The sequence below is a fragment of the Aeromonas sp. FDAARGOS 1402 genome, assembly GCF_019046925.1.
Taxonomy (GTDB): Bacteria; Pseudomonadota; Gammaproteobacteria; order Enterobacterales; family Aeromonadaceae; genus Aeromonas; species Aeromonas caviae.
Genome location: NZ_CP077201.1, coordinates 3119284 through 3143272, shown reverse-complemented (window position 1 = coordinate 3143272; position 23989 = coordinate 3119284). Strand labels below are relative to the sequence as shown.

Here is a 23989-nt window from a genome sequence, read left to right as displayed (position 1 = left end):
CTGAGTTGCCATATCCGGTTCCCCCTAGAGGGGCATCACCCGGGTCGTGAGCCCGCTCCCCAGGCGCTGTACCCACACCAGGGTGGTGCGCCCGGCGTGGACGCTGAGTGGCAGGGTACGCATGGCGCTGCCCGCCCCCAGGGTCAGGGTGACGTTCCCGGCCGGGACCATCCCCTGCCAGCTCGAGGCCTTGGCGGGCAGCGTCAGCCAGCTGCGGGTATCCGCCCGCTCCGAGAGGGTGTTGAAGATCCCCACCAGGATGTTGCCCACATCCCCTCCTTCCTTAGCGGCAGTGCGCCGCACCTGCTCCTTGGCCACCAGCCGCAGGGCCTGCCGGGTCAGCATGCCAGGCAGCCGCTCCTGCAGATCCTTGGCCGCCAGCGCCTCCAGCCTCACCAGCTCGCTGGTCTGCGCCACCCCCTTGCCCACCGACAGGGTGAGCGGGGCGCCGTCGCTGGCCCGATTGTCGTAATAGGGCACCGCCACGGTAAAGGTACGAAAATCGCCGCTGGAGGTGGAGATGGGCAGCGGCAGGAAGAGCTCCCGGCGCGCCGGGATGAGGCCATCTTCAAACAGCACCACCAGCTGGCCCTGATCCTTGGCCAAGGGCGGCGCCTTGCGGCCCATCCGTTGCTCGGTCTCCTTGAGCTCCTCGGGAGAGCCGCGAAGCCGGGCCAGGCGCAGCAAGGCATCCTGCAGGCTCTGGTTGTCCGGCGCTATCTGATAGCCGCGCTGGTAATCGACCCAGGCATCGTTGAGATCCCCGGCCGCCTCGTAGAGCACGCCGGAGAAATAGAAGGTGTAGGCGTTCTGGAAACCGTTTTTCACCTGGCCTATCAGGCGATCGAGCTCGGGGGCGCCGCGCGACATCAGCTGGCGCATCTCCCCGGCTTCGTCCTCCTGCTCCCCCTCCTGCGCGGCCTTGCGCACCTCGTCAGCCCGCCGTTTAAGAGCCTGCTCCTGCACCTGGTTGGCACGGCGCACCTCTACCAGGGCGCCGTCGGCATCCCCCCGCTGCAAGTAGTTGAGCGCCAGATAGTGGTGCAGCATGGTGCGCTCGTAATCGGGCGCCTGGTAAGCCAGGGTCTGATCGTTGGTGAGCAGGCTGCCCGCCTGGGCCAGTCCCCGGCTCAGGCGGTACTCGGCCTGATTGTCTTCCCACACAAGCCGGCTGTCGGCGGCGGCAAAGGCCTGCTTGCTGGGGCCGTCCTGACCCGCCAGCCAGGCGATGCGCCCCTTCTCCAGCTGGTCGAGCACGAAGGTGTCGTCCCCCGGGGTCGATTCGCGCACCTCGGGCAGGGCTTCGGCGGCATGGCCCAGCAGCAGCTGGTTGCGCAGGGGCAACATCTGATCCGAGTAGGAGACGAACATGTCTTTCCACTGGGAGGCACAGCCCCCCAGCAGCAGACCGGCCAACAGCAGGCCGGTCGACGGGACGAGGCGCATCACAGGCTCAGCAGGGGTCCCAGGGGCTCGCCACCGACCAGGTGCAGGTGGATGTGATAGACCTCCTGCCCGCCGTGGCGGTTGCAGTTCATGATGAGGCGGTAGCCGTCCTCGGCGATGCCCGCGTCGCTGGCGAGCTTGCGGGCCACGGTGAACATCCGGCCCAGCGCCAGCTCGTGATCCGGCTCCACGTCGTTGACGGTGGGGATGAGCACGTTGGGAATAATCAGGATATGGGTCTTGGCCTTGGGCTGGATGTCGCGAAACGCGGTCACCAGATCGTCTTGATAAAGGATGTCGGCGGGGATCTCCTTACGGATGATTTTGCTGAAAATGGTTTCTTGCGCCATGGGTAACTCCTTTATAGGAAAAAGAAAATTCAATACAAAGCTCAAGCGGCTCCCAAACAGGCCGCCGCAACGCGCCAAGTGTGACACAAGCCGACATTTGGCACAGCCGTTGTCCCAATCGCTTCAGTTATTGTGAAGAATACCGATAGCGAGGAGACGTCCCGCGAACCACAACGGCATCCCCTTCGGGGCATGCAGGGTATCAAAGGGACGGGGTACTCAGGCAAGGGACTTTTGCACAGACAGCGGGACAATAATGAAACAAACAATGTCAGACCTCTCGATCCTACAGAGAGTCTATCTGGGCTTTGCCATCCTGGTCGCCGTCATGGTCGCCAGTGCGGTACTGACCTTTCGCGGCCAGAGCGAACTCAGCGGCGCCCTGGATCAGGTGACCCAGGAGTCCATGCCGCTGGTACTCGCCAGCAGCCAGACCCAGATAAGCCTGCTCAGCGCCAACAAATGGCTCACCGACGTGCTGACCGAGCAGGATCTCAAGCAACTGCCGGCGGAAGTGGCCGAGTTGCAACAGGCCAAGGGCCAGGTCGACAAGATGGTCGCCAGCCTCAAGCAACAGGTGGCGGTTCATCCCCAGTTGCAGGCGGACATGACTGCCCTCGTCAAGCTGGTGGATGACTACCTGCAACTGACCCAGACCCTGCCCGGCGAACACGAGGCCCTGCTCACCCGACTGCACAAGGTCAATCAGGCCAAGGGCCAGTTCCAGGTCAGCCTGCCCCAGTTCAAGAAGAACCTGGGGGACATGATGGTCACCATCGACGACAGCTTCATCAAGATGCTCTCCGAGACCCTGACCACCAAGCTCTCCGCCATCGAGCTCTCCACCATGGATGCCCTCAACCAGAGCATCCCCGCCCCCATCGAGGCGGCGCTCAAGCGCAACAAGATGCAGATCGAGGGCTTCAACAGCACCATCAAGGATCTCCAGGGGGAGCTCAAGGACTTCGACAACAACATGGGCCACTACGTCCATGGCTTCGTGCGCGACACCACGGGCAATGACGGCGTGCTCTCCCAATACCTGGCCCTGATGAAGCAGCAGCAGGCCATGCGCGAGCAGAGCAAGCAGGCGAGCCAGCTCATCCTCAGCATCCAGAACAAGCTGGAGGGGATCACCGCCCAGAGCCAGCAGCTGATGAACGCCAGCATCCAGGCCTCCGATCGGGTGCAGACCCAGAGTACCCTGACCCAGGGGATCAGCATCGCCATCGCCATCTTCGTCGCCATCCTGGTGGCCTTCACCCTGGGCAAGGCCATCCGCCGCCCCCTGAAAGAGCTGCTGCGGGTGCTGACCGAGGTGACCCAGGGCGACATGACCCAGCGCGTCGGCTTCAAGAGCCAGAACGAATTCGGCCAGCTCGCCAGCCAGATCAACCTGCTGATCCACCAGATGGGGGATGTGCTCAAGCAGCTCTCCCAGGCTTCGACCCAGCTCAACAGCGCCGCCCACGACAACCGCCACACCACCGAATCGGTGCGGGCGGATCTGGAAAAACAGCGTCAGGAAACCGCCTCGGTCGCCGCCGCCATGACCCAGATGGAGGCCTCGGTGCGGGAGGTGGCCCAGGCCGCCAACCAGACCCTGGAGCGGGTGCAGGATGTGGAGAAGGCCTCCGAGATGGGGCGCAAGGTGATGGCAGGCAACATCACCACCACCCATCAGCTCGCGGGCAAGCTGCAGCAGACCGGCAAGGTGATTGGCGACGTGAGCGCCATGAGCGGCCAGATTGGCAACATCCTCGACGTCATCCGCGGCATCGCCGAGCAGACCAACCTGCTGGCCCTCAACGCCGCCATCGAGGCGGCCCGTGCCGGCGAGCAGGGACGCGGGTTTGCGGTGGTGGCCGACGAGGTGCGCAACCTGGCCGGTCGTACCGCCCAGTCCACCAGCGAAATCCAGACCATGATCGAGAACCTGCAGCAAGGCGTCGCCCGGGCGGTCAACGTGATGCAGGAGTGCTCCCGCGAGATGGACAGCTGCGTGGATCAGAGCTCCCAGGCCAACAACGCCATGGAAGAGGTGCAGGGCATCGTGGTGCTCATCAGCGACATGTCGAGCCAGATAGCCTCCGCCGCCGAGCAGCAGCAGGCCACCAGCGCCGACATCGCCACCAACCTCAACCGCATCTCCGACATCTCGGATCTCAACTATCAGGGCATAGAGCGGGTCGCCGAGACCAGCCAGCAGCTCGACTCCCTTGCCGAGCAGCAGGAGGGGCTGGTCCAGCGCTTCCGCCTCAGTGCCTGATGGCCACGACCCGATACGACAAGGCCCCGCATTGGCGGGGCCTTTTCATGGCAGCGAAGAACCTGGCTCAGGCGTAGGCGATGGCGCCCTTGCCGACCCCTTCATAGGCGACAATCTTGACGAACTTGTCCCCTACCTGCTTCTTCACCTCGCGGGCGATGTAGTGGGCCAGCAGCTCGATGGTAGTGTCGGTGTCGATCATCTCCACCTCCGCCGCCGGCATGGCGAGCTGGAACAGCCCCTGGGGCGCCACGTACTTGAAGCCGATGTAGTGCGCGTCCCCTTCTTTCAGTGACGCCTCGGCCCGCTCGCTCAGGGCGAGTTCGCCAAGGGCCACTCTGTCCTCTTCGGTGCCCAGGTAGATGTCGGCCCAGCGCTCGGCCCAGTTGAACTCCAGCTCCTCGTCACGCTCTCCATCCACCAGGATCTCGACGGGAGAGCGGTGGCCGTGGGCGATGCGCTGGCAGTTGCCGTCGTGCTTCTTGAGGCCGTGGCTGTAGTGGTAGAAGGCGCCCTCGATGCGCTCCGAGCGCAACGTCAGGGAGAGATCCTTGATGTTGCCGGGCAGACGCTTGGCCAGTACCCCCAGCAGATAGCGGGTCACCGACTCTTTATCCACCTGGGGGGCGGGAATGAAGGCAAAGCCCTGGGTCGGGCAACGCAGGTGGATGGCGCGACCCGGACGCAGCAGATCCACGGTGCTCTCGTCGTTCTCCAGCGCGTGGACATGGACCAGGGAACATTCCGTCGGCACCAGCAGCTTGTGATCCACCTCTTCATCGATGATCGACTTGATGAGCTTCTTCACCCGACCGAAGTCCAGCAACATGCTCATCTCGTTGAGCTCACCGCTCATCTCGATGTCCACCAGCCAGCTCTCGCCCACCATGCCGCGGCGCTCGCATAAATAGCTGGAATCGATCACAGTCAAATCTCTAACAAATAACTTCATTACTCAGGCCTTGCTACAGAGAAAGTGCAGTTTGCGATATTATGACCCCGGATTATCGGCAAAGGAACTGGAACCCCCCATGAACAAATTGCTTATCAAGAATGCCACCCTGGTCAACGAAGGCCGCATCTATGCCTCCGACGTCCTGATCGAGGGTGAGCGGATCGCCCGCGTCGCCCCGGACATCAGTGCCCCCGATGCCGTGGTGATCGATGCAACGGGCCGTCATCTCATCCCCGGGATGATCGATGACCAGGTCCACTTCCGGGAGCCCGGCCTGACCCACAAGGGAACCATCGCCAGTGAATCCCGGGCCGCCGTGGCCGGTGGCACCACCAGCTTCATGGAAATGCCCAACGTCAATCCCCAGACCACCACCATCGACGCCCTCGAAGCCAAATACCAGATCGCCGCCAACTCCGCCGCCGCCAACTACAGCTTCTACCTGGGTGCCACCAACGACAACCTGGAAGAGATCAAGAAACTCGATCCCAAGCAGTCCTGCGGCATCAAGATCTTCATGGGGGCCTCCACCGGCAACATGCTGGTGGACAACCAGGAGACCCTGGCAGCCATCTTCCGCGAGAGCCCGGTGATGATCGTTACCCACTGCGAGGACACCCCGTCCATCAAGGTGCTGGAAGACGAAGCTCGCGCCAAGTGGGGCGAAGACGTGCCCATGCGCGAGCACGGCCGCATCCGCAGCGCGGACGCCTGCTACAAATCCTCCAGCATGGCGGTCTCCCTGGCCAAGCAGTACGGCGCCAAGCTGCACGTGCTGCACCTGACCACGGCGAAAGAGCTCTCGCTCTTTACCGCCACCCCGGATCTGAAGGATCTCAAGGACAAGAACATCACCGCCGAAGTGTGCGTCCACCACCTCTTCTTCAACGAGGCGGACTACGACACCCTAGGCAGCCAGATCAAGTGCAACCCGGCGGTGAAGAGCGCTGCCGACCAGCACGCCCTGCTGGATGCGGTACGCAACGACGTGCTCGACATCATCGCCACCGACCACGCCCCCCACACCTGGGAAGAGAAGCAGAACAGCTACTTCAAGGCGCCGTCCGGCGTGCCCCTGGTGCAGCACTCCCTGCAGGCGCTGCTGGAGCTCTACCACAACGGGGTCTTCAGCCTGGAAACCATCGTCAAGAAGACCTCCCACGCGGTGGCCGAGCGCTTCCAGGTGCAGGATCGCGGCTACATCCGGGAAGGCTACTTCGCCGACCTGGTGCTGCTGGATCTCGGCAAGCCCTATGTGGTCACCGACAGCAACCTGCTCTACCTGTGCGGCTGGTCCCCGTTCAACGGCTACCGCTTCCAGAGCACCATCGAGATGACCCTGGTGAACGGGCAAATAGCCTGGCAGAACGGCCAAGTCACCGACAAGGTATTGGGCAAGCGACTCACCTTCAACCGCTGATCTGGATGATGACCGCTTCCAGCGCGCCTTGCTTGAGATGACCCTGGTCAACGGGCAAATAGCCTGGCAGAACGGCCAAGTCACCGACAAGGTATTGGGCAAGCGCTTGACCTTCAACCGCTGATCTCGGCTTGAGAACATCACGCCAAACGGCCACCTCCGGGTGGCCGCTTTTCCTGCAAGACAGCGGTGAGGTGCCGACAAAATGCACCACTGGTCGCACTTTGATCCGAAGTTGCTCGCAAAGCAGGCAAACGATCTCGAACCTGAATTTCCCCTGTTGACAGGGTCGGGGCATCTCCATAAACTCCCTCCCCGTCAGCCGAGCTGACTCCGTCGGTGTGTAGCGCAGCCAGGTAGCGCATCTGCATGGGGTGTAGAGGGTCGGAGGTTCGAATCCTCTCACACCGACCAAATTCCCCGAGAAAGGCCTTGTCAGACGACAAGGCCTTTTCTTTTATGGTCTTCCACCGCGATTGTCTCTCCGATCCCTTTGTGCTGTAGTAAACCCCCCTTTGCCAAGCGGCCCGCATCATGTTGTCTTCCCTTCGTACTTTCTGCACCCTTGCCCTCAGCGCCCTGCTGGTCGGCCAGCTCGCGGGCTGTGCCACCGCCTATGACAGTGAAAAATCGTTCTGGAATGGCCAGACCGGTTTTTCACAGACCCAGCTTGGCCCGGCCCGCTGGCAACTGGAGTTTGTGGGCAACGATCTGGTGGACAGGGAAACGGCGCGCAAATACGTGCTCAAGCGGGCCGGTGAGGTGGCACTGGCAAAGGGATACCCCTGGATTCGGGTCGAGACGCTGACCCTGTCGCGGGATGCCGTCAGGGTCACCCCGACCCGCCCCCAATTCGGGTTCGACGAGTACGAGCCAGACACCTTCATGGACGACATGCAGGTGGAACATCGCACCTCGGCCCTGCTCGTCTTCACCCTGGAGGCCAGCCCCCGGGACGCGCAGAGCATGGAAGCCGTTTATCTCGCAAAAATTAAAATAAACAGCGATTAATACAAATAAATCACAAGATGCATATCAAATGCAGCTAACAACAGCGCAAAACTCCGAAACAAGTCACTGGATTTCCCCTTCGCGATTAGGCATGCTCCAGCACACCGGCTGTCTGGATTCCACTGCCCGGATCACAAAAAAGGACTGAGGCGGCCTCTCGCCGCCTGCACAGGCATTGCACCTATCGAAACCGGAACTCCCCCATGAAAATGAACAAGTTGACCGTTGCCATCCTCATTGCGATGTTGCTTGGCATCGTGACCGGGCAGGGTTATCGCCTGCTCGCGCCCGCACAGGCCGCAGGCTTTGCCGATGACATCACCCTGCTGACCGACATCTTCCTGCGCCTCATCAAGATGATCATCGCCCCCCTGGTGTTCACCACGCTCGTGGTCGGTATCGCCAAGATGGGCGACACCCGCACCGTGGGCCGCATCGGCGTCAAGACTCTGGGCTGGTTCATGCTCGCCTCCCTGATGTCCCTGACCCTGGGGCTGGTCATGGTCCACCTGATGCAGCCTGGGGTGGGGCTCTCCCTCTCCCTGCCCGATGACGGCGCCAGCTCCGGCGTGGTTGCCACTGCCATCTCCCTCAAGGATTTCGTGACCCACGCCATCCCGAAAAGCGTGGTCGAGGCGATGGCCACCAACGAGATCCTGCAGATCGTGGTCTTCTCCCTCTTCTTCGGGCTGGCCGCCGCCGCCCTGGGGGACGACGCCAAGCCCGTGGTCAAGCTGATGGCCAGCGGCGCCGAGATCATGCTCAAGGTGACCGGCTACGTGATGAACTTCGCCCCGTTCGCGGTGTTTGGCGCCATCGCCGCCATGGTCGCCAAGGAGGGGCTCGGCATCCTCGCCACCTATGGCACCTTCATGGCCCAGTTCTATCTGGCGCTCGGCTGCCTCTGGCTGCTGCTCATCGCCATGGGCAGCCTCTTCATCCGCCGCCGCATCCTGACCCTGCTCGCCCTCATCCGCGAGCCCATCCTGCTGGCCTTCTCCACCGCCAGCTCCGAGGCTGCCTACCCCAAGACCCTGGACAGACTGGAGAAATTTGGCTGTGACAAGCGCATCGCCAGCTTCGTGCTCCCCATGGGCTACTCCTTCAACCTGGACGGCTCCATGATGTACTGCACCTTCGCGGTGATGTTCATCGCCCAGGCCTATGGCATCGAGCTCTCCACGGCCCAGCAGATCACCATGCTGCTGCTGCTGATGGTTACTTCCAAGGGAATGGCCGGGGTGCCCCGCGCCTCCCTGGTGGTGATTGCCGCCACCCTCAACCAGTTCCACATCCCGGAAGCGGGCATCCTGCTGCTGCTCGGCATCGACCACTTCCTCGACATGGGGCGCTCCGCCACCAACGTGCTGGGCAACGCCATCGCCGCGAGCGTGGTGGCCAAGAGCGAAGACAGCCTGGGGGAGACCGCCCCCCTCGGCGAGGTGGACACCGCCAAGGCGTGATCCCCTGACCCCCATGACAACGGCCCGCCTATGCGGGCCGTTGTCATATGCCTGATGGGGCACACCGCGCCTCAGCACCAGCGCCTGACCTGCCGGCAATAGTCGTCATAGGCATCGCCGAATTGCCGCCGCAGCGCCTGCTCCTCCGCCAGGATCTGGAAGCGGGTAAGCCAGCCCCAGAGCAGCAGCGGCCCGAGCCACACTGCCATGCCTCCCAGATAGCACGCCAGCGCCAGGGTCCAGCAGAGCAGCCCCAGGTACATGGGATTGCGGCTGATGCGATAGACGCCCCGGGTCACCAGCACCCGGCTGCTCTCCAGCCGCTGGGGGTGCACGGTGGTGCGCTGCTGCCAGAAATGCAGAAGCGCACCGCCCCCCAGCAGGGCTCCCGCCAGCCACAGCGTGGCGACCAGCACCAGCCACAGGGGTGCCGCCCTCCCCTCGCCCCGCCCCAGCCACATGGCGAGCACGATGACGACGAACAGCAGCAGCGGTGGAATCCGCAACGTCAGCTTCATATTTTCTTCCTGCAACACGTGCCACGATTGACGCCGTTGAGATACACTCCCAGAGTCGGCATCTGGATAAAAAGTGAAATATATCATTAGCATAGCAACATGCTATGACCAGCCCTGCCGCAGCTCGCCTCAGCGATGAGCCCAGCCTCAACTCAAGACAATAAGAAAGGACTTGCCCCATGCACAAGAAAACACTGCTCGCGACCCTGATCTTTGGCCTGCTGGCCGGCCAGGCGGTCGCCGCCCCCTATCTGCCGCTCGCCGACGACCACCGCAACGGTCAGGAACAGACCGCCGCCAACGCCTGGCTGGAAGTGGATCTCGGTGCCTTCGAGCACAACATCCAGACCCTGAAAAATCGCCTCGGTGACAAGGGCCCGCAGATCTGCGCCATCATGAAGGCGGACGCCTACGGTCACGGCATCGACCTGCTGGTCCCTTCCGTGGTCAAGGCAGGCATCCCCTGCATCGGCATCGCCAGCAACGAAGAGGCCCGCGTGGCCCGCGAGAAGGGCTTCGAAGGTCGCCTGATGCGGGTGCGTGCCGCCACCCCGGATGAAGTGGAGCAGGCCCTGCCCTACAAGCTGGAAGAGCTCATCGGCAGCCTGGAGAGCGCCAAGGGGATCGCCGACATCGCCCAGCGCCATCACACCAACATCCCGGTGCACATCGGCCTGAACTCCGCCGGCATGAGCCGCAACGGCATCGATCTGCGCCAGGACGATGCCAAGGCCGATGCCCTGGCCATGCTCAAGCTCAAGGGGATCACCCCGGTCGGCATCATGACCCACTTCCCGGTGGAGGAGAAAGAGGACGTCAAGCTGGGGCTGGCCCAGTTCAAGCTGGACTACCAGTGGCTCATCGACGCCGGCAAGCTGGATCGCAGCAAGCTCACCATCCACGCCGCCAACTCCTTCGCCACCCTGGAAGTGCCGGAAGCCTACTTTGACATGGTGCGCCCAGGCGGCATCATCTATGGCGACACCATTCCCTCCTACACCGAGTACAAGAAGGTGATGGCGTTCAAGACCCAGGTCGCCTCTGTCAACCACTACCCGGCGGGCAACACCGTCGGCTATGACCGCACCTTCACCCTCAAGCGCGACTCCCTGCTGGCCAACCTGCCGATGGGCTACTCCGACGGCTACCGCCGCGCCATGAGCAACAAGGCCTATGTGCTGATCCATGGCCAGAAGGCCCCCGTCGTGGGCAAGACCTCCATGAACACCACCATGGTGGACGTCACCGACATCAAGGGGATCAAACCCGGTGACGAGGTGGTCCTGTTCGGACGCCAGGGTGATGCCGAGGTGAAACAATCTGATCTGGAGGAGTACAACGGTGCCCTCTTGGCGGACATGTACACCGTCTGGGGCTACACCAACCCCAAGAAGATCAAGCGCTAAGCAAATTACTGGCATGAAAAAGGGCTCCCGAGGGAGCCCTTTTTACTGCACCGTTCACGCCGCCTTTTTGCGGGTCATCAGCAGACTCAGCCCCATGGAGGCCAGCAGGATCAGCGCCACCACGCCAAGGGCGATGCCGGTCGGTATCTTGAAGATATCGAGCAGCAACATCTTGACCCCGATGAACATCAGGATCAGCGCCAGGCCGTATTTGAGCAGGGCGAAGCGATCGGCCACCCCGGCCAGCAGGAAGTACATGGCGCGCAGCCCCATGATGGCGAAGATGTTGGAGGTGAGCACGATGAAGGGATCCGTGGTCACCGCGAAGATGGCCGGGATACTGTCCACCGCGAAGATGAGGTCGCTCACCTCCACCAGCACCAGGATGAGCAGCAGCGGGGTCGCGTAGCGCACACCGTCACGCCAGACGAAGAACTTCTCTCCCTCCAGCGTCTCGGTCACCTTGAAGCGACGACGCATCCAGCCGAGCAGGGCATTGTTCTCGAGATCCGGCTCCTTGTCGGCCGCCCACAGCATCTTGGCACCGGTCAGCAGCAGGAAGGCCCCGAACAGGTAGAGGATCCAGTGGAACTGCTCGATGAGCCAGCTGCCCGCGAACACCATGCCGGCGCGCATCACGATGGCCCCCAGCACCCCGTAGAGCAGGACCCGGCGCTGCAGCTCCGCCGGAATGGCAAAGTAGCCGAACAGCATCAGCCAGACGAAGACGTTGTCCACCGCCAGTGCCTTTTCGATGAGGTAGCCGGTGAGAAACTCCAGCCCCTTCTGGTTCGCGATCTCGCGCCCGGCACTGTGATCCAGCCAGAGCCAGATGGCCAGGTTGAACAGGAGCGCCACGCTGACCCAGATGAGAGACCAGATGCCCGCCTCTTTCAGCGACACCTTGTGCGCCTTGCCGCCACCGACAAAGCGGATATCAATCCACAACAGGACCAGCACTATGCTGAAGAAACCGGTCCACATCCACCATTCACCCATTTTCACTTCTCCCAAAACGACAAAACCCACGGCCGGGAGGCAGTGGGTTCGCGTTTGGAGCAGATACACCTTGCCTCTCGGCAAGGTCTCACTTACAGCCGACTTGCGTCAACTGCCCGGCTGCCGGGTGCACTGCAGGATATGGGTGCACCGTAATGACGACAAACCGGCGATAAGTTACTCCCCTTGTGCGGCGGATAGTAACAGTCCGGGAAGATGGCGCCAAGAGGCATCTTATCCCCCATGCAATAAAAAGAGCGCCAGCACGCGCCCTTCTCGATACGGTTCTCCTTAGAACCTGTTTACGAGCTGTCGCGAGAGGTCGTCAACAAGGTAAAGAGCAGCGCAGGAACCGGAATGTATATGAATACATGAGGATTCCGAGCAGCGCATGAGCCTTGATCACGGCCTCGCAGCAAGATCGTTAACAGGTTCTCAGAGCGGGTCCACCTTGAGGCAGGAGACCGCGTGGTCGAAGTTGCCCTCGAGCTGGGGCCGGGTCTTGGCGCACTCCGGACCTGCCACCGGGCAGCGGGTACGGAACACGCAACCGGAGGGCGGATTCATGGGGGATGGCAAGTCCCCTTCCAGGATCTGGATGACCTTGCTGCGCTCCAGATCCGGATCCGGGATGGGGACCGCCGACATCAGCGCCTTGGTATAGGGGTGCAGGGGATTGGTGAAGATCTCCTTGCCGGTCCCCAGCTCCACCGCGTTGCCCAGGTACATCACCAGCACCCGATCGGAGATGTGTTTGACCACGGAGAGGTCGTGGGCGATGAAGATGAGGGAGAGACCCATCTCCTTTTGCAGGGATTTGAGCAGGTTCACCACCTGAGCCTGGATGGAGACATCCAGCGCCGAGACCGGCTCGTCACAGATGATCATCTTGGGCTCGAGGATGAGCGCCCGGGCGATGCCGATGCGCTGGCACTGGCCGCCGGAGAACTCATGGGGGTAACGGTTCACCAGGTTCGGCAACAGACCCACCTTGGTCATCATGGCGCGCACCTTCTCCTTCACCTCTTCCCTTGGCAGGGTCGGGTAGAAGGTGATGAGGGGCTCGGCGATGATGTCCCCTATGGTCATGCGGGGGTTCAGGGAGGCCAGCGGGTCCTGGAAGATCATCTGGATCTCCTTGCGCTTCTCCCGCAGGGCGTTCTGCTCGAGCTTGGTCAAGTCCTGCCCAAGCCACACCACCTTGCCGTCGGTGGCCGGTACCAGGCCGATGAGGGCACGGGCGAAGGTGGATTTGCCGCAACCGGACTCCCCCACTACACCCAGGGTCTCCCCTTCGTAGAGGCGCAGGGTCACCCCGTCCACCGCCTTCAGGGCAGAGGGCTTGGCCCAGGGCCAGGCCTTGTCACTCTTGATATGGAAGTGAACCTTGAGGTCGGACACTTCCAGCAGCAGTTTCTTGTCAGTACCCATTTAGTTCACTCCCTTGATCATGGCATCCGATACCCAGTGGCACGCCCGCTCCCGGCCGTCGTTGAACGGCGTCAGGATCGGCGATTGCTGGCCACAAATCTCGCTCACCCGGTGGCAACGCTCCTGGAAGGGACAGCCGGTGGGCAAACGCAGCAGGTTGGGCGGATTGCCCGGAATGGTGGGCAGCTCTTCCCCTTCGGTGTCGAGGCGGGGAATGGCGCGCAGCAAGCCTTCGGTATAGGGGTGGCTCGGGCGATAGAAGATATCGTTGACCCGGCCGTACTCCATGGTCCGGCCTGCATACATCACCAGCACCTTGTCGCAGATGCCGGCCACGACGCCAAGATCGTGGGTGATCATGATGATGGCGGTGTTGAACTCGCGCTTGAGCTCGTTCATCAGGGTCATGATCTGGGCCTGTACCGTCACGTCCAGCGCCGTGGTCGGCTCGTCGGCAATGAGCAGCTGCGGTCGGCACAGGAGCGCCATGGCGATCATCACCCGCTGGCGCATGCCGCCGGAGAACTCGTGGGGATACATGTTCATCCGCTTGCGCGACTCGGGGATCTTCACCGCATCCAGCATGCGCACCGACTCCTCGAAGGCGGCAGCCTTGGTCATCCCCTTGTGCAGCATCAGCACTTCCATCAGCTGATCCTTGACCTTCATGTAGGGGTTGAGCGACGTCATGGGGTCCTGGAAGATCATGGCAATCTTCTCGGAGCGGATCTTGTTGAGCTTGTGCTCCGGCAGATTCAGGATCTCGTCCCCCTGAAATTTGGCCGAGCCGGTGATGACACCGTTCTTGGCGAGCAGCCCCATGATGGCAAAGGCCGTCTGGGACTTGCCTGAGCCTGACTCCCCGACGATCCCCAGGGTTTCGCCAGCAGAAAGAGAAAAGTTGAGGTCGTTGACGGCCACCACATTGCCGTCCGGGGTCTTGAACTCGACCCGCAGATCTTTCACATCCAGTAATTTCATCTCAGTACTCCTTATCGCGCTGTCGTGATGGGGGCCTGCCCGTGGTGAACGCGGTGCGTTCCCTGAACGGGTCTGATGGCCCCTTGGCGTCTTGCCGGTCCCTGGGTATCAGCGATCCTTGGGATCCAGGGCATCACGCAGACCATCCCCGAGGAAGTTGAAGCAGAACAGGGTCACCACCATGAAACCGGCGGGGAACAGGAGTTGCCAGATGGCCACTTCCATCGACTTGGAGCCTTCATCCAGCAGGGCGCCCCAGCTGGTCATGGGCTCTTGCACGCCCAGACCCAGGAAGCTCAGGAAGGATTCGAACATGATCATCCCCGGCACCAGCAGGGTGGCGTAAACTGCCACTATGCCAAGCACGTTGGGCACGATATGACGGGTGATGATCTTCCACTTGGAGACGCCGCAGACGTGGGCCGCCTCGATGAACTCCTTGCTCTTGAGACTCAGGGTCTGGCCGCGCACGATCCGCGCCATGTCGAGCCAGCTCACCGCCCCGATGGCGAGGAAAATGAGGGCCAGGTTGCGACCGAAGAAGGTCACCAGCATGATCACGAAGAACATGAAGGGGAAGGCGTTGAGGATCTCAAGCACCCGCATCATCAGGCTGTCGACCCGGCCGCCGATGAAGCCGGACGCGGCGCCGTAGAGGGTGCCGATGATGACGGCCACCAGGGCCCCCATGATGCCGACCATCAGGGAGATGCGTCCGCCGAGCAGGGTACGCACGAACAGGTCGCGCCCCAGGCTGTCGGTGCCGAACCAGTGGCCGGTCTCCATGTCCGGGGCACTCTGCATGGCCCCCCAGTCCGGGTCATCGAACGTGTACTGGGACAGGTGGGGCCCCACGATCACCGCCAGACCGATGATGGTCAGGATGATGAGGCTGGTCAGGGCCGCCTTGTTGCGCAGGAAACGGCGACGGGCATCCTTCCACAGGGAGCGTCCTTCCACCACTTCCACTTTCTGGGCGAACGCCTCGACGGCTTCGCGCTTTTCAGTTGTGACTACCATGATGAACTCCCGGCTTAGTAACGGATCTTGGGATCGATGACGGCATAGAGAATATCGACCACGGCGTTAAAGGTGATGGTGAGGGCACCGACCAGAATGGTCAGACCGAGCACCATGGAGTAATCACGGTTGAGGGCACCGTTGACGAACAGCTGGCCGATCCCCGGCAGGCCGAAGATGGTCTCGATGACCACGGAGCCGGTGATGATGCCCACGAAGGCCGGTCCCAGGTAGGAGACCACCGGCAGCATGGCCGGGCGCAGCGCGTGCTTGAGGATGATGTGACGCAGGGGCAGCCCCTTGGCGCGAGCGGTACGGATGAAGTTGGAGTTCATGGTCTCGATCATGCTGCCGCGCATGATGCGGGAGATGGCCGAGATGTAGTACATCATCATGCCGAACACCGGCAGTACCATGAACTGGGCGCCGCCCCCCTGCCAGCCCCCCGCCGGGAACCAGCCCAGATAGATACTGAAGAAGAGCACCAGCAGCGGTGCCAGCACGAAGCCGGGTATCACCACCCCTGCCATGGCCGACGACATCAACAGGTAGTCGATGAGGGTGTTCTGTTTCAGGGCCGCAATGGTGCCAAAGGTGACCCCCAGGGTCACTGCCAGCAGGAAGGCGACCGAGCCTATCTTGGCGGAGACAGGCAGGGCCTGGCTCACCAGATCATTGACGGTGAAGTCCTTGTATTTGAAGGAGGGCCCCAGATCCCCCTGGACCAGGTTGCCGAGGTAAGTGAGGTATTGCATGCCGATGGGCTTGTCCAGGCCATATTTGGCTTCGATGTTGGCCAGGACTTCCGGCGGCAGGGCGCGTTCGCTGGTGAAGGGGTTACCCGGGGCGAAGCGCATCATGAAGAAGGAGACGGTGATCAAGACCAGCAGAGTCGGGATCGCTTCCAGTAGACGTTTAAGGATGAATTTCAACATAGACATTTCCTGTCCTGTACTGCTTCCAAAGGGTCGCGGTTGTAATAAAGGCCCGCCGTCTGGCGGGCCCTGCTTGTTATGCGACTTGTTTCTTTACTCAGTGAGCAACGATGTACATGTCTTTGCTGTAGATGTTGTCCAGCGGGTTGGCCGGGTAGCCGCCCACGTAGGGCTTGACCATGCGGGAGGTCACGTACTGATAGATGGGGGCGATCGGCATGTCCTTGGCCAGGATCTCTTCGGCCTGGACATAGAGCTTGTTGCGCGCCTCGGCATCCACCTGGTTGCGGGACTCGCTCATCAGCTTGTCGAACGTCGGGTTGGAGTATTTGCCGTCGTTGTTGCCGTGAGTGGTCTGCATCAGATCCAGCATGGAGGAGGCTTCGTTGTAGTCGGCAATCCAACCACGACGGGCCACATCAAACTGGCCTTGCTTGAGCGTCTCCAGATAGGTCTTCCACTCCTGGTTCACCAGGCTCACCTGCACGCCGAGCTTCTTCCACATGGAGGCGACGGCCACGGCCACCTTCTTGTGGTTGTCGTCGGTGTTATAGAGCAGCTCGAACTTGAGCGGGTTGCCCGGGCCGTAACCGGCTTCGGTCAGCAGCTCTTTCGCCTTGGTATCGCGCTCTGCCTGGGTCAGCTTGGACCAGGATGGTGCCACCGGCTTGAAGCCGTCCACGAAGTCGGGCACCAGGGCATAACCCGGGGTCTCACCCTTGCCCATCACCTTGTCGGCGATCACGTCGCGATCGATGGCGTAGGTGAGTGCAGTACGCACCCGCACGTCGTCATAAGGTTTGCGCTTGGTGTTGAAGGTGTAGTAGTAGGTGCCCACATAGCCGCTCACCTTCACTTCGTCCGGCAGCTCTTTCTTCATCTGCTTGAAGCGTTCGATGGGCATGTTGTAGGTCAGATCCACTTCGCCAGCCAGATAGCGGTTCAGCTCGGCGTTGGTGGACTGGATGGGCAGGTAGGTCACCTTGTTGATGACGGTCTTGCCGTTGTTCCAGTAGTTGGGGTTGCGCTCGACGTCGACACGCTCGTTGACCACCCAGTCCTTCAGCACGTAGGCGCCGTTGGATACCATGTTACCGGGCTGGGTCCACTTGTCACCGAACTTCTCGATCACCTTCTTCGGGACCGGATAGGTGGTGGTGTGGGAGAGCATGCTGACGAAGTAAGGCACCGCCTTCTCCAGCTGCACCTCGAAGGTATGATCGTCCACCGCCTTCACACCCAGAGTGTCGGCCGGCTTCTTGCCCGCGATGATGTCGGAGGCATTGATGATGGTCGGGATCTCCATGTACCAGGAGTAGGGAGAGGCCGTCTTGGGATCCACCGCGCGCTGGAAGGCAAAGACGAAGTCATGCGCGGTGACGGGATCCCCGTTGGACCACTTGGCATCCTTGCGCAGGTGGAACACGTAGTGTTTGTTGTCCTTGGTTTCCCAGGACTCGGCGACGCCGGGCAGGGTTTCGCCCTTGGGGCCGGAGGAGACGAGACCTTCGAACAGGTCACGCAATACGTTGGATTCGGGGGTACCTTCCACTTTCTGGGGATCCAGGGTGGCGGGTTCGGAACCATTGCCTTTCACCAGGGTTTGCTCGGGAGCAAGCTTGGTACCGGCGGGGACATCGGCGGCGTGAGCCAGGGTGGCGCCACCGAAAAGTGCAGTCAATAAAAGGGTATTAATAATTGTTTTTCTATGAGTCATTTCCATACTCCAACAAGAACATTCCATGCATTTGTTATCCACGAGACAAACACCTCGCTGCCCGCATAATTCCCTGACAATTCTGATAATGCAATAGATATCATCAGGAACAGGCCGCTTTCATGGTCAAAAAAACAACTTAAAACCATTTATTCAGCATTTAAATATCCCGAGACGGTCATTTTTCGTACAGGGCCGCTCGATTCTAGGAAATGACCAACAAAAAAGAAACAATAAAAAGCCGGTCACAAGGACCGGCTCCGACAAAAACGGACCTGGCTCACACCAGACCGGGGAAGACTCCCTTGATGCCCGCCACGATGATCTCGATGCCAAGGGACATCATGATGAGACCCATGATACGAGTCACCACGTTGATGCCGGTGTTGCCCATCAGCTTGAACAGCAGGGGAGCGGCGCGGAAGATGAGCCAGGAGCAGCAGGCAAACGCCACCACCACCACGAACATGCCGGCCATCTGGGGCAGGGTCTTCTGGCTGGCATAGACGATGGAAGAGGAGATGGCACCGGGTCCGGCCATCAGCGGCAGAGCCAGGGGCACCACGGCAATGGATTCACGCGCAGCCAGTTCACCCTTCTCCTGCTTGTTGTGCTTCACCTCCCCCAGCTTGCCCTGCAGCATGGACCAGGCGATCAAGGTAATCAGCGAGCCACCGGCAATGCGAAACGACGCCAGGGAGATGCCGAAACTGTCGAGGATGAGCTGTCCCATGCACATGGAGACCATCAGGATGATCATCACGGCAATGTGGGCGGTGGTGTTGGTCTTGCGTCGCTCCTCCGGCGACATGTGGCCCGTCAGGCTCACAAAGACCGGCAACAGACCCAGCGGGTTGATGATCGCGAACAGGCCGACGAAAAATTTCAGGTATAAAGAGAAGTCTATTGCTGCCATAGGCGCCATCCAGAACCAATACGAGCCACAAGGGGCCAGCCCCCAAACTGCGCGTAAATTTACACCATGGCTTTTCCCTTCTCCAATCAAATAATCTCACCCTTACTGGGGCTTTTTAGTTAGTTCCGCTAATGTATCGACAAAATTCAACATATCGGGTTGTTAAGGGAGAGAGGTCGCCATTAACATCGCCGGGTGCCATGGCAGCGCGTTATATCAACCCTAAGCCAAGAAACGATATTTTCGGCAAATGGCACCCTTGCTTCTCACCACACCTGCTTGCCGCCCCCACCCGCTCCTGTGACCCCGATTTTTGGCCTTTCTCACCCTGGTACGGCACCAGTGGGGTCGGCTGTGAAGAGGTGACACGTTCCCTGCCACCGTCAGATGTGCTGTTTCGCCAGGGCGACTGGATGAAAACAACAACCCCTTTCTCAACATAAATGAAACGTCAGGGGCTGGGCGTTCTGCCGCCATCACGGCAATGCCACCTCCCCCCATCCCGGTCAAGGCGAGAATTCATCGGATCCCCTTCCCTAAGCAGATATTCCAAGGGTGCGTGACAGCAGCTCGTGATGCCAAGAAAGGATGACACACTCCCGTAACATAGTGGTGCGACAAGGGGTGAAACAAAATTTCTTTTGTTCTTTTGTTACATATGATCCAGATCAATCTTTTCTGACACATCCCGACCCTATAATCGAGCCAGAAAACAGTTTACTAAGGCATGTAAATACCCCGTTATGGTGATTCTCGCCTTGACAAGGTGGCTATAATTCCCGGGCATTGCCAAGGTCTTACTAAACAGTTTTCAAATCATCAGGAGATAAACATGGCAGTAACCAATTTGGCTGAACTGGATGCACTGGTTGCCCGCGTCAAAGAAGCACAGCGTCAATTCGCCAGCTTCTCGCAAGAGCAGGTAGACAAGGTCTTCCGTGCCGCCGCCCTGGCCGCCAGCAACGCCCGTATCCCCCTGGCCCAGATGGCCGTGGCTGAATCCGGTATGGGTATCATCGAAGACAAGGTTATCAAGAACCACTTCGCCTCCGAATACATCTACAACGCCTATAAAGATGAGAAGACCTGCGGCATCCTGAGCCAGGACGACGAGATGGGCACCATCACCATCGCCGAGCCGGTAGGCATCATCTGCGGTATCGTACCGACCACCAACCCGACTTCCACTGCGATCTTCAAGGCCCTCATCTCCCTGAAGACCCGCAACGCCATCATCTTCTCCCCGCATCCCCGCGCCAAGAACTCCACCAATACCGCTGCCAAGCTGGTACTGGATGCTGCCGTGGCCGCCGGTGCGCCGAAAGACATCATCGGCTGGATTGATCAACCCTCCGTCGAACTCTCCAACGCCCTGATGCGCCACAACGACATCAACCTGATCCTGGCCACCGGTGGCCCGGGCATGGTGAAGGCCGCCTACTCCTCCGGCAAGCCCGCCATCGGCGTGGGTGCGGGCAACGTGCCCATCGTCATCGACGAGACTGCCGATATCAAGCGTGCCGTCGCCTCCATCCTGATGTCCAAGACCTTCGACAACGGCGTGGTCTGTGCCTCCGAGCAGGCTGTTATCGTAGTCGACTCCATCTACAACCAGGTCAAGGAGCGTTTCGCGACCCACGCCGGCTACATCCTCTCCAAGGACGAAGCGGACAAGGTGCGTAAAGTGCTGCTGATCAACGGCGCCCTGAACGCCGACATCGTGGGCCAACCTGCTACCAAGATCGCCGCCATGGCCGGTGTGACCGTGCCTGCCACCACCAAGATCCTCATCGGTGAAGGTCTGGAACTCTGCGCAGAAGACGAGTTCGCTCACGAAAAACTCTCCCCGACCCTGGGTATGTTCCGTGCCAAGAACTTCGAAGAAGCCGTCGAAATGGCCTGCGACATGGTCAACATCGGTGGTATCGGCCACACCTCCGGTCTCTATACCGACCAGGATCGCAATGCCGACCGCATCAAGTACTTCGGCGACAAGATGAAGACCGCCCGTATCCTCATCAACACCCCCTCCACCCAGGGTGGTATCGGTGACCTGTACAACTTCGCGCTGGCCCCGTCCCTGACCCTGGGTTGCGGCTCCTGGAGTGGTAACTCCATCTCCGAGAACGTCGGTCCCAAGCACTTGATCAACAAGAAGACAGTCGCAAAACGGGCAGAAAATATGCTGTGGCACAAACTTCCGAAATCCATCTACTTCCGTCGTGGTTCCCTGCCGATCGCCTTGGGCGACCTGGAAGGCAAGAAGCGCGCCATGGTGGTGACCGACCGCTTCCTGTTCAACAACGGCTATGCCGATGAAGTGGTTCGCCTGCTCAAGAAGCTGAACATGGAAGTGGAGATCTTCTACGAAGTGGAAGCCGACCCCACCCTGTCCGTGGTCCGCAAGGGCGCCGAGATGGCCAACTCCTTCAAGCCGGATGTGATCGTCGCCCTGGGTGGTGGTTCACCCATGGATGCCGCCAAGATCATGTGGGTCATGTACGAGCACCCGGATACCGCGTTCGAAGACCTGGCCATGCGCTTCATGGACATCCGCAAGCGTATCTACAAGTTCCCGAAAATGGGCGTGAAGGCCGAACTGGTCTGTATCACCACCACATCCGGTACCGGTTCTGAAGTGACCCCGTTTGCGGTCGTGACCGACGACGCCACCGGCATGAAGTACCCCCTGGCCGACTACGAGCTGACCCCCAACATGGCCATCGTGGATGCCAACCTGGTGATGGGCATGCCCAAATCCCTGTGTGCCTTCGGTGGTATCGACGCCGTGACCCACGCCATGGAAGCCTATGTCTCCGTGCTGGCCAACGAATACTCCGACGGTCAGGCGCTGCAAGCCCTGAAACTGCTGAAGGACTACCTGCCCTCCAGCTACATCAACGGCGCCAACGACCCGGTTGCCCGCGAGAAGGTGCACAACGCCGCCACCATCGCCGGTATCGCGTTTGCCAACGCCTTCCTGGGTGTGTGCCACTCCATGGCCCACAAACTGGGTGCGGAGTTCCACATCCCCCACGGCCTGGCCAACGCCCTGCTGATCAGCAACGTCATCCGCTACAACGCGAACGACAACCCGACCAAGCAGACCGCGTTCTCCCAGTACGACCGTCCGCAGGCTCGCCGTCGCTACGCCGAAGTGGCTGACCACCTGGGCCTGACCGCTGCCGGTGACCGTACCGCCGCCAAGATCGAGAAGCTGCTGACCTGGCTGGACGAGCTGAAGGCCACCCTGGGGATCCCGGCCTCCATCCGCGAAGCCGGCGTGAACGAAGCGGACTTCCTGGCCAAGGTAGACCAGCTGGCCCTGGAAGCCTTCGATGACCAGTGTACCGGCGCCAACCCGCGCTACCCGCTGATCACCGAGCTGAAAGCCATCCTGATGGACACCTACTACGGCCGTCCCTTCATCGAGGAAGCCCCAGCTGCCGCCCCGGTTGCAGCCAAGGTCGACGCCAAGGTGGACAACAAGAAAAAATCCAAGGCCTGATAAACGCCACGGATGACAAGAGCCCGCGCACATGCGCGGGCTTTTTTGTTTGTCTATCTGTTTAATTTTGCTAGCTTGTTGATAGGCAAATTCGACAGAAGAGCTAGTCCATGGCGCTGATACAGGCCTCCATCGAGCAGTTGAGAGTCGGCCACTACATCCATCTTCCCACGGGTTGGACGAGCCACCCTTTCATGTTCAACGCCTTCAAAATCAAGGACCAGCAACAGCTCGACATCATCCGCCACCTCGACCTGACCCTGCTGATGGTGGATCCCGACAAGAGCGATCTGCCGGTCGAGCCCCTGCTGCGGGCCGAACCCGTTCCCTCTCTTGAGATGAGCGACACGGGGGATACCGCCCCCTCTTCTGAGGGCCCCACCTTCGACGAAAAGGCGTTCAGGCGCTCCCTTCGCATCGCGGACAAGGCGTTCGGTCAATCCCTGTCAGATCTTCGCGACGCCCTTGGCGCCCTCAACCTCAAACCGGACGAAGGCCTGGCCAATACTGCGCAGATAGTGCGCAGCACCGCCGCCCGTCTGGCAGAACACCAGGGGCCGCTCGGTCTGCACCTCATCCGCAGCCAGAACACGGATACCCTGCTGCAACACAGCCTGAGCGTGGCCTTCATCGCCATGCTGATGGCACGGGAGCTTGGCATGAATCCCGTCGAGATCGAGGAGACCGGTCTGGCGGGCCTGATCCACGACATCGGCGAGCTCAGGATCCCGAGCCAGATCATCCAGAAGCGGGGGGAGCTCAGCAAGGCGGAGCAGAATTTCCTCAACATGCACCCCCAGTACGGACTGGAGATGCTCAACCAGTTGCAGGCTTTCGAACCCAGGATCCGTGAGGTCGCCTACCTGCATCACGAACGCCTCGATGGCAGCGGTTTTCCCCTCGGGATCAAGGGCGACAAGATCCCCCCCCTCGCCCGCCTCATCGGGCTGGTGGATCACTATGACGAGCTGCTTCATCCGCGCAGCGGCCTCAACCCGCCGGGGCCCAGCCAGGTGATCGGCCAGCTCTACAAGCTCTCCCAGAAGAAGTTCGAGCAAACCCAGGTCAGGTTGCTGATAAAGGTGCTGGGGGTCTATCCACCGGGTTCCCTAGTGCGCCTGGATGACGATGCCCTGGCCCTGGTGCTCTCCACCGAGCCCAGCATGCCCCTCAGACCCAAGGTGCTGCCCTACCTCAAGGGGCAGCGACCGGAAGGGGTGGCCATGATCGATCTGCGGGAAGATGCGCGAAGCATCGTCGCCACCCTCAGACAGGAAGAGCTGGACGATGCGCAACGCGCCTTTTTCGGTCTGGGTCGGCGGGTCTGTTACTATTTCGCCTTCTGAGTTATCCCCAGAAGCTGGGGATAACTCATTGGACAAACCTGAATAATTGCTCAGGTCCCCTCGAAATCGTCCACCATTGGAGCTGGATAAAAAACGCCCAGCCGATGGCCGGGCGGAGCATGCCACCTCCGTGTGGCGTATCCGGTGGATACATTCATGCTCGTATCAGCAATATCAAGCGGGCGCAGGTTACACAAATATCAATTTAACGTGCTGATTTTATATGGTTTTATTTTTCCATTCTGGCAAACTGCCGCAGCGTTCAGCCCGCAGCCCACATCAAGACGGGCTCAGGCTC

Annotated in this window: 19 protein-coding genes and 1 tRNA gene; 8 read left to right on the top strand and 12 right to left on the bottom strand. The window is 60.7% G+C overall.

Annotation, left to right across the window (positions count from 1 at the left end; all coding sequences use genetic code 11):
• Positions 1-24 precede the first annotated feature (24 nt).
• Positions 25-1446: a COG3014 family protein gene (locus I6L32_RS15070; protein ID WP_216944091.1), complete on the bottom strand. Its 1422-nt coding sequence runs from the start codon at positions 1444-1446 to the stop codon at positions 25-27.
• Positions 1446-1796: a purine nucleoside phosphoramidase gene (hinT, locus tag I6L32_RS15065; RefSeq protein WP_010674343.1), complete on the bottom strand. Its 351-nt coding sequence runs from the start codon at positions 1794-1796 to the stop codon at positions 1446-1448. The genes I6L32_RS15070 and hinT overlap by 1 nt, the downstream gene beginning before the upstream one ends.
• 256 nt (positions 1797-2052) lie before the next feature.
• On the opposite strand from hinT, the gene I6L32_RS15060 reads away from it, so the two are divergent.
• On the top strand, positions 2053-4065 hold the full coding sequence (locus I6L32_RS15060) for a methyl-accepting chemotaxis protein (RefSeq protein WP_041215416.1): 2013 nt from the start codon (positions 2053-2055) through the stop codon (positions 4063-4065).
• Between the two features lie 67 nt (positions 4066-4132).
• On the opposite strand, the gene I6L32_RS15055 is transcribed toward I6L32_RS15060, so the two are convergent.
• Positions 4133-5017, bottom strand: coding sequence for a 6-carboxytetrahydropterin synthase (locus tag I6L32_RS15055; protein WP_161469925.1), 885 nt, complete (start codon positions 5015-5017; stop codon positions 4133-4135).
• Between the two features lie 79 nt (positions 5018-5096).
• Here I6L32_RS15055 and I6L32_RS15050 point away from each other — a divergent pair, with 79 nt between their 5' ends.
• Complete coding sequence (locus tag I6L32_RS15050) at positions 5097-6440, top strand: dihydroorotase (RefSeq protein WP_039038976.1); 1344 nt, start codon at positions 5097-5099, stop codon at positions 6438-6440.
• Here I6L32_RS15050 and I6L32_RS15045 read toward each other — a convergent pair.
• Complete coding sequence (locus I6L32_RS15045) at positions 6430-6744, bottom strand: hypothetical protein (protein WP_216944090.1); 315 nt, start codon at positions 6742-6744, stop codon at positions 6430-6432. The genes I6L32_RS15050 and I6L32_RS15045 overlap by 11 nt on opposite strands.
• Before the next feature lie 33 nt (positions 6745-6777).
• On the opposite strand from I6L32_RS15045, the gene I6L32_RS15040 reads away from it, so the two are divergent.
• From I6L32_RS15040 to I6L32_RS15030, 3 genes are all read left to right on the top strand, one after another.
• Positions 6778-6854, top strand: a tRNA-Pro gene (locus tag I6L32_RS15040).
• Positions 6855-6974: 120 nt separating this feature from the next.
• A complete protein-coding gene (locus tag I6L32_RS15035; RefSeq protein WP_102948301.1) occupies positions 6975-7451 on the top strand; it encodes a hypothetical protein in 477 nt (158 codons plus the stop codon).
• 203 nt (positions 7452-7654) lie between these two features.
• Positions 7655-8914, top strand: coding sequence for a dicarboxylate/amino acid:cation symporter (locus I6L32_RS15030; RefSeq protein ID WP_041215419.1), 1260 nt, complete (start codon positions 7655-7657; stop codon positions 8912-8914).
• Positions 8915-8985: 71 nt separating this feature from the next.
• Here the strand turns inward: I6L32_RS15030 and I6L32_RS15025 are convergent, their stop codons facing one another.
• Positions 8986-9432, bottom strand: coding sequence for an isoprenylcysteine carboxylmethyltransferase family protein (locus I6L32_RS15025; RefSeq protein ID WP_010674336.1), 447 nt, complete (start codon positions 9430-9432; stop codon positions 8986-8988).
• 179 nt (positions 9433-9611) lie between these two features.
• On the opposite strand from I6L32_RS15025, the gene alr reads away from it, so the two are divergent.
• Positions 9612-10838 carry an alanine racemase gene (gene alr / locus I6L32_RS15020; protein ID WP_039038980.1) on the top strand — a complete coding sequence of 409 codons (1227 nt, stop codon included), beginning with the start codon at positions 9612-9614 and terminating at the stop codon, positions 10836-10838.
• Between the two features lie 54 nt (positions 10839-10892).
• Here alr and I6L32_RS15015 read toward each other — a convergent pair whose 3' ends face one another.
• The 7 genes from I6L32_RS15015 to I6L32_RS14985 all read right to left on the bottom strand — a co-directional run bounded on the left by I6L32_RS15015 (position 10893) and on the right by I6L32_RS14985 (position 18837).
• Positions 10893-11837, bottom strand: a complete 945-nt coding sequence (locus tag I6L32_RS15015) for a TerC family protein (RefSeq protein ID WP_029314355.1) — start codon at positions 11835-11837, stop codon at positions 10893-10895.
• A 435-nt stretch (positions 11838-12272) separates the two neighbouring features.
• On the bottom strand, positions 12273-13268 hold the full coding sequence (gene oppF, locus I6L32_RS15010; RefSeq protein ID WP_200163567.1) for a murein tripeptide/oligopeptide ABC transporter ATP binding protein OppF: 996 nt from the start codon (positions 13266-13268) through the stop codon (positions 12273-12275).
• The gene (locus I6L32_RS15005) at positions 13269-14249 is read right to left on the bottom strand and encodes an ABC transporter ATP-binding protein (RefSeq protein ID WP_039038983.1); all 981 of its coding nucleotides are present in this window, start codon (positions 14247-14249) and stop codon (positions 13269-13271) included. It abuts the gene before it with no gap.
• A gap of 108 nt (positions 14250-14357) precedes the next feature.
• Positions 14358-15269, bottom strand: coding sequence for an oligopeptide ABC transporter permease OppC (gene oppC / locus I6L32_RS15000; RefSeq protein ID WP_010674331.1), 912 nt, complete (start codon positions 15267-15269; stop codon positions 14358-14360).
• 14 nt (positions 15270-15283) lie between these two features.
• Complete coding sequence (gene oppB / locus I6L32_RS14995; RefSeq protein WP_010674330.1) at positions 15284-16204, bottom strand: oligopeptide ABC transporter permease OppB; 921 nt, start codon at positions 16202-16204, stop codon at positions 15284-15286.
• Positions 16205-16301: 97 nt separating this feature from the next.
• Positions 16302-17921, bottom strand: coding sequence for an ABC transporter substrate-binding protein (locus I6L32_RS14990; RefSeq protein ID WP_042883151.1), 1620 nt, complete (start codon positions 17919-17921; stop codon positions 16302-16304).
• 280 nt (positions 17922-18201) lie between these two features.
• Positions 18202-18837 carry a YchE family NAAT transporter gene (locus I6L32_RS14985; RefSeq protein WP_010674328.1) on the bottom strand — a complete coding sequence of 212 codons (636 nt, stop codon included), beginning with the start codon at positions 18835-18837 and terminating at the stop codon, positions 18202-18204.
• Between the two features lie 832 nt (positions 18838-19669).
• Between I6L32_RS14985 and adhE the strand changes: the two genes are divergently transcribed.
• Positions 19670-22345 (top strand): bifunctional acetaldehyde-CoA/alcohol dehydrogenase, encoded by a 2676-nt coding sequence (gene adhE / locus I6L32_RS14980; protein ID WP_042883155.1) that lies wholly within the window; start codon positions 19670-19672, stop codon positions 22343-22345.
• Positions 22346-22455: 110 nt separating this feature from the next.
• Complete coding sequence (locus tag I6L32_RS14975) at positions 22456-23691, top strand: HD-GYP domain-containing protein (protein WP_124244364.1); 1236 nt, start codon at positions 22456-22458, stop codon at positions 23689-23691.
• The last annotated feature ends 298 nt before the right edge of the window (positions 23692-23989 follow it).